This window comes from Mycolicibacterium septicum DSM 44393 (assembly GCF_000455325.1).
Taxonomy (GTDB): domain Bacteria; phylum Actinomycetota; class Actinomycetes; order Mycobacteriales; family Mycobacteriaceae; genus Mycobacterium; species Mycobacterium septicum.
This window is the reverse complement of sequence record NZ_HG322951.1, coordinates 3,623,672-3,630,110: the sequence shown is the minus strand read 5'-3', so window position 1 is coordinate 3,630,110 and position 6,439 is coordinate 3,623,672. Positions and strand designations below refer to the sequence as shown.

The following is a 6,439-nucleotide window of genomic DNA, read 5'->3' as shown; positions in this document are numbered from 1 at the left end:
CCGGTCGATCGCGACCTGCAGTGCGGCGCGTACGTCAGGGTCGAGGTCGGCCAGCGCGGCAGCCAGCCGGGCCGCGGGAACCCGCACGGTGTCGGGGCGGATGCCGTCGAAGGTATGGCCATAGTCCAGCGCGGCTGTCGCGCCGTGCTCGGCGACCGCCTCCACGATCGGGCGGACCTTGGGCACCACTGCGTCCACATCGACTCCGCCGCGGGGCAGCGCGGATCGCAACTGCGCGGCGTTCAGCACACGGTTACGCAGGTCGATACGGGACATCTCAAACTCGGCCATCGGTTCAATTGTCCCTGATCAGTCCAGTTGATAAAAATCCGTCGCCCACCGCCGCCGGCCCGACGCGCCGTAGGGTGGTCCCAGACTGCCGAACGGAGCCCTGGATGTCCGCGAAAGACCACCCGAACAACGCCCCCGGCGTACCGATGCTCATACCGCCCGCGCTGGAGCGGTTCCAGATCAAATACATCAACCCGCTGGTGAAACCATTTTCCAAGCGCCTGCCGGGGTTCACCGTGATCAAGCATCGGGGTCGCACCTCCGGTACGCCGTACGAGACGATCGTCACCAGCTACCGCAAGGGCAATGTTTTCGCGGTGACGCTCCTGCACGGCAAGACCAACTGGGTGAAGAACGTGATCGCGGCGGGAGGGGCCGACGTGCACCTGTTCCGCGGCGACATCAAGATCACCAATCCGCGCGTGCTGCCGGCGGGCACCGACGATCCGACGCTCCCGCGGATCCCCCGCAATGCGGCCCGCCGGATGGGCGTCTTCGTCGCAGATATCGTTTGACACCGTCGCCAGACTGCATACATGACCTGGCAGATCTGGCTCGCGTTTCTCGGCGCTTCGATCGCCATCAGTCTGTCCCCCGGAGCCGGGGCGATCCAGTCGATGGCGACCGGCCTGACCCATGGCGTGCGCCGCGGGTCATGGAGTGTGCTCGGACTCCAGATCGGGCTGCTTGCGCAACTGGTGTTGGTCGCCGTCGGCCTGGGCGCCCTCGTCGCCAAGTCGATGCTGGCCTTCCACATCGTGAAGTGGATCGGTGTGGCGTATCTGATCTACCTGGCGATCCAGCAGTGGCGCAGCGCCTCGCAGGATCTGCGCGCCCGGATGGGCGGTGCCGGCGAGCGGGGCCGGTTGGCTTTGGTGATGCGCGGATTCCTGGTGAACACCACCAACCCGAAGGGCTTGGTGTTCCTGGTCGCGGTACTACCGCAGTTCGTGGTGCCCACCGCGCCGTTGCTGCCCCAATATCTGGCGATCGGGGCGACGATGGTCGCCGTCGACGTGGTCGTGATGAGCCTCTACACCGGGCTGGCGGCGCGGCTGCTCAACTGGCTGCAGACGCCGCGGCAGCAGACCATCCTCGGCCGGGTGTTCTCCGGGCTGTTCGCGACCGCCGCCGTGGTGCTCTCGTTGGTGCGTCGAGGCGCGACTGCCTAGCCTCCCGTCCGGCCCTCGGGGTATCGCACGTCGCGACGCGTGTGGCTGGCAGTCCCGGGGAATCTGCACAACTACCCCTCGGATTGCGGTCACTATCGAGCAGCGATCCGCGGCCTTGTTGAACGACGGACACCGATAGGCGCAATCGCCGCGCCGGTAGCCGACGGGTCGGGCGCGACGTACTCGCTGCGGATTAGGTGTCCAGACCGATGTCGAGCACCCGCACCGAATGAGTGAGGGCGCCGATCGCGAGGTAGTCGACCCCGGTGCCGGCGTAATCGGCGGCGCTGTCCAGCGTCAGACCACCCGAGGATTCCAGCAGCGTCTTGGGCGAGCGCGTGTCCCTGCGCTGAACCGCGATCTGGGTCTGCCAGACCGGGAAGTTGTCCAGCAGCACCAGTTCCACGTCGGCCGAGAGCACATCGTCGAGTTGTTCCAGCGAATCGACCTCGACCTCGCACGGCAGGCCCGGCGCCTCGGCCCGGACCGCCTTGAGCGCGGCCAGCACCGACCCGGCCGCGGCGACGTGGTTGTCCTTGATCAGGGCCGCATCGCCGAGGCCCATCCGGTGGTTGACGCCGCCACCGACGCGCACCGCGTACTTCTGCAGCGCACGCATACCCGGCAGCGTCTTGCGGGTGTCCCGGATCTTGGCGTTGGTGCCGGCCACCGCGTCGACCCAGGCAGCGGTCGCCGTAGCGATCCCCGACAGGTGGCACATCAGGTTGAGCAGCGTGCGTTCGGCTGTCAGCAGCCCGCGGGTCGACGCCTCGACCGTCAGGATCGCCGAACGGGCGTCCAGCCGGGCACCGTCCTCGACACGGTTGATCACGCGGTAGCCATCGGCACCGAGCACCTCGTCGAGCACCATCAGCGCGATGTCGACGCCCGCGGCCACGCCCGGCTCCCGGTTGACCACCGAGGCTGTGGTCATGGCGTCGGCGCCCACGGTGGCGAGCGTCGTGATGTCCGGGCCGTAGCGCAGGTCCTCTTCGAGCGCGCGCGCGATCGTGGCACGCGCCTCGGCCAGCTCGATGTCCGAAAGCGCCATCAGCACACCGCCGTTGCGGTGTCGAGGGCGGGACGGCCGGATACGGCGCGAATCGTCACGGAATGCTCCTGAGCGGGGTCGGTTTCGGGGTAATCGCCGCGATGGTGACAGCCACGGCTTTCGGTACGGGCCAGGGCGGCGACGGCAATTGCCTGTGCCGTCGCGGTGAGGGCCGCGTCCTCGAAGCTTTGACGGTTGGCGGGCTGCACCGATCGCGCTCCGGCCAGAACGGCATCGAGCCGGCGCAGGCCGTCGGCGTCGCGGACCACGGAGGCATGCTCAGACATGGCGTGCTGCAGGACATCTCGGTCGACCGCGTCTTGTCGGCGGTCCTGCGGTGCCTGTGCGCGCACCGGGCCCGCCGCGCCGGCGTGCTCGGCGGCCAGCCGACCGGCCCGGCCGCCGACGACGAGCCCTTCCAGAAGGCTGTTGGAGGCCAACCGGTTGGCCCCGTGCATCCCTGTCCGGGCCACTTCGCCCGCGGCGAACAGCCCGGGCAGTTCGGTGCGGCCATGCACGCCGGTGACCACGCCGCCACAGCTGTAATGGGCGCCCGGAACCACTGGGATCGGTTGGCGGGTCGGGTCGACACCGGCCGCCGCACACGCCGACGCCACTGTGGGGAACCGGTCGGCGAACCCGGTGATGCCCCGGGCGTCGAGGTACGCGCACGGCTCGCCGGTGGCACTCAGCCGGGCGTTGATGGCTGCGGCGACCACGTCCCGTGGGGCCAGGTCCCCCATCGGGTGCACTCCGTCGGTCACCGAGTTGCCTTGCGAGTCGACGAGTACGGCGCCTTCACCGCGCAGCGCTTCGGTGATGAGCGGGCGTCGCCCGCCGCCGTTCTCGGCATACAGCATCGTCGGGTGGAACTGGACGAACTCGATGTCGCGGACCGGAACGCCGGCCCACAGCGCGAGGGCGATGCCGTCACCGGTCGAGCCGCTCGGGTTGGTGGTGGCCGCGTACACGTGACCGAGGCCCCCGGTCGCCAGGATGACCGAGGGCGCGTGGATGATGCCCAGGCCGTCCTCATTGCGGACCAGCACCCCGGTTACCGTGGCCTCATCGCGCAGGACCTCCAGCGCCACATGGTCACGGCGGATGTCGAGTGTGGCGGCCGCAGAGTCGAGAGCCCGCTGCACCTCGGCCCCGGTGGCATCGCCGCCGGCGTGAATGATCCGGCGCCGGGTGTGCCCGCCCTCGCGGGTCAGTGCCCAACGCCCGGGAGCGGTCTCGTCGAACTGTGCGCCGTCGGCCACCAGATCTGCGACCGCGTCAAAGCCCGCCGCGACGATCGAGCGCACCGCATCCGGATCGCACAGGCCGCCACCGGCGGCCACCGTGTCGGCGACGTGCGCCTCGACGGAATCGTCTGTGTCGGGCAGCACCACGGCGATCCCGCCCTGGGCGTAGAAGGTCGCGGTCTCGCGGGCCTTGCTCAGCACCACCACCCGGCGGCCGCGGCGGTGCGCGGCCAGGGCTGCCACCAGGCCCGCGACCCCGGTGCCGACCACGACGACGTCAGCGCGCTGCTGCCACAGCGTTGAACTGCCGCAGGCGAAGCGGCTTGACCCCCGGGCACTGCCCGTCGGAGTCATTCGCCGCCGCCGGGCTGGCCAATCGCAATCATGCGCTGCACGCTGGCACGACCCAGGCGAGCGGTATCGGGATCGACGTGCACCTCATCGGCGCCTTCGATCAGGCAACGCAGCAGCGCAGCCGGAGTGATCATCTTCATGTAGGTGCACGAAGCGCGGTCGTTGACGGCCAGGAAGTCGACTTCGGGTGCAGCCCTGCGCAACTGGTGCAGCATGCCGACCTCGGTCGCGACCAGCACCTGCCGCGCCCGGGTCTCGCGCGCCGCGTCGAGCATGCCGCCGGTGGACAGGATCTTCACGCGATCCTCAGGAACGGCACCCTCGCCGGCCAGGTAGAGCGCCGAGGTGGCACATCCGCATTCGGGGTGCACGAAGAGTTCGGCATCGGGGTGCGACCGGGCCTGGGCCGCCAGTTCGTCGCCGTTGATCCCGGCGTGCACGTGGCATTCGCCGGCCCAGACGTGCAGGTTCTTGCGGCCGGTGACGCGCCGGACGTGCGCACCCAGGAACTGATCCGGGCAGAACAGCACCTCGCGGTCCTCGGGTATCGAGGCCACCACCTCGACGGCGTTCGACGAGGTGCAGCAGATGTCGGTCAGCGCCTTCACCGCGGCAGTGGTGTTGACGTAGGACACGACGACCGCGCCGGGGTGCTCGTCCTTCCATGCCTGCAGTTCGTCGGCGGTGATCGAATCGGCCAGCGAGCAGCCGGCCCGCTGATCCGGGATCAGCACCGTCTTGTCCGGGCTGAGGATCTTGGCCGTCTCGGCCATGAAGTGCACGCCGCAGAACACGATGGTGTCCTCGGGTGCCTCTGCGGCGATCCGCGACAGCGCCAGAGAATCGCCGACGTGGTCGGCGACGTCCTGGATGGCCGGCAGCTGGTAGTTGTGCGCCAGCAGCGTCGCACCGCGCAGGTCGACCAGACGACGGATCTCAGCAGCCCATTTCTCGTCGCCTTCGACGCCGGAATAGCCACCGGGGCCATCGACGATCTGATCTGCCAAGCCCCCCGAGAGGGTGCCATTGAGAGCGGTCACGCCGACCTCCTCCACTACGTCAGGTTTTCGACTTATAATCGAAAACATGCCACATGGTAACACCGCGCACGAAGTGCTCGCCGTCGTGTTCCAGGTTCGCGGCCTCGACACCAGGCAGCCGACACTCAACGTGCTGCTGTGGCAGCGCGCGCTGGATCCGGAGCGGGGCAAATGGTCTCTGCCGGGCGGACGGCTGGAGGACGACGAGGATCTGACCAGCTCGGTGCGGCGACAGCTGGCCGAGAAGGTTGACCTGCGCGAAATCGCCCACCTGGAGCAACTGGCGGTGTTCTCCGACCCGGTCCGGGTGCCCGGTATGCGGACGATCGCATCCACGTTCCTGGGCCTGGTGCCGTCCCCGTCCACCCCGGCCCTGCCGCCGGACACCCGCTGGCATCCGGTCAGCGACCTGCCGCCGATGGCCTTCGACCACGCGCCGATGGTCGAGCACGCACGCACCCGGCTGGTGGCCAAGATGTCCTACACCAACATCGGATTCGCCTTGGCGCCAAAAGAATTCGCGCTCTCCACGCTACGGGACATCTACAGCGCCGCACTCGATCACCAAGTCGACGCGACCAACCTGCAGCGGGTTCTGGAACGTCGCAAGGTCATCACCCGCACCGGAACCACCGCCCGATCGGGCCGCAGCGGGGGGCGCCCCGCCGCCCTGTACCGATTCACCGACTCCCGGTACCGCGTCACCGACGAATTCGCTGCTCTACGCCCGCCCGGGTGAGTCGACTGGATTCTTAGACCCTCCTTAAGTAAGAATGCCGGGATGGACTTGGGCAGTGCGGCCAGCGTCTCCGGAGCCGAATGGATCGGTCGGGCACCTCACGAGGACCTCGACCCGGCTGCTCGACCCGTACTCCCCCACAAAGACGCGTTCTACGTACCGCCTGCAGGGTTCCAGCACGCCGAACCGGGCACGGTCCTGCGCAGCCGCGACGTCGAACTGGCGTTTCTGGGCCTGATCCCGCAACGCCTGCAGGCCACGCAGCTGCTGTACCGCTCCACTGACCGCAACGGCATCCCTGAAGCCGCCGCGACCACCGTCATCGTCCCGGCCGACGCCGCGCCGGACTGCCCGATCGTGTCGTACCAGTGCGCGATCGACGCGATCTCGGCCCGATGCTTCCCGTCCTACGCCCTGCGCCACCACGCCAAGGCCACCGGCTCCCTGGCCCAGCTGGAATTCCTGCTGATCTCGGCCGCCCTGGCCGAGGGCTGGGCCGTCTCGGTTCCCGACCATGAGGGCGTCAACGGCATGTGGGGCGCGCC

Annotated in this window: 7 protein-coding genes and 1 pseudogene; 4 read left to right on the top strand and 4 right to left on the bottom strand. The window is 68.9% G+C overall.

Annotation, left to right across the window (positions count from 1 at the left end):
- Positions 1-291, bottom strand: a 291-nt coding sequence (locus TX88_RS35155) for a histidinol dehydrogenase (RefSeq protein WP_044518428.1), incomplete at its 3' end; no start/stop codon positions are given.
- Positions 292-395: 104 nt separating this feature from the next.
- On the opposite strand from TX88_RS35155, the gene TX88_RS17155 reads away from it, so the two are divergent.
- Both TX88_RS17155 and rhtB read left to right on the top strand, forming a co-directional pair.
- Entirely contained in the window at positions 396-806 is a 411-nt protein-coding gene (locus tag TX88_RS17155; RefSeq protein ID WP_044518426.1) for a nitroreductase family deazaflavin-dependent oxidoreductase, read from the top strand.
- Between the two features lie 21 nt (positions 807-827).
- Entirely contained in the window at positions 828-1,463 is a 636-nt protein-coding gene (rhtB, locus tag TX88_RS17150) for a homoserine/homoserine lactone efflux protein (protein WP_044518424.1), read from the top strand.
- A gap of 193 nt (positions 1,464-1,656) precedes the next feature.
- On the opposite strand, the gene nadC is transcribed toward rhtB, so the two are convergent.
- The 3 genes from nadC to nadA are packed head-to-tail and all read right to left on the bottom strand — an operon-like array spanning position 1,657 to position 5,155.
- Positions 1,657-2,514 carry a carboxylating nicotinate-nucleotide diphosphorylase gene (gene nadC / locus TX88_RS17145; RefSeq protein WP_044519507.1) on the bottom strand — a complete coding sequence of 286 codons (858 nt, stop codon included), beginning with the start codon at positions 2,512-2,514 and terminating at the stop codon, positions 1,657-1,659.
- On the bottom strand, positions 2,514-4,115 hold the full coding sequence (locus TX88_RS17140; RefSeq protein ID WP_044518423.1) for an L-aspartate oxidase: 1,602 nt from the start codon (positions 4,113-4,115) through the stop codon (positions 2,514-2,516). The genes nadC and TX88_RS17140 overlap by 1 nt, the downstream gene beginning before the upstream one ends.
- The gene (nadA, locus tag TX88_RS17135; RefSeq protein WP_044519506.1) at positions 4,112-5,155 is read right to left on the bottom strand and encodes a quinolinate synthase NadA; all 1,044 of its coding nucleotides are present in this window, start codon (positions 5,153-5,155) and stop codon (positions 4,112-4,114) included. The genes TX88_RS17140 and nadA overlap by 4 nt, the downstream gene beginning before the upstream one ends.
- Before the next feature lie 73 nt (positions 5,156-5,228).
- Here nadA and TX88_RS17130 point away from each other — a divergent pair, with 73 nt between their 5' ends.
- Both TX88_RS17130 and TX88_RS17125 read left to right on the top strand, forming a co-directional pair.
- The gene (locus TX88_RS17130) at positions 5,229-5,894 is read left to right on the top strand and encodes an NUDIX hydrolase (RefSeq protein ID WP_110918087.1); all 666 of its coding nucleotides are present in this window, start codon (positions 5,229-5,231) and stop codon (positions 5,892-5,894) included.
- Between the two features lie 42 nt (positions 5,895-5,936).
- Positions 5,937-6,439: pseudogene (locus TX88_RS17125) on the top strand (lipase family protein); the annotation flags it as partial.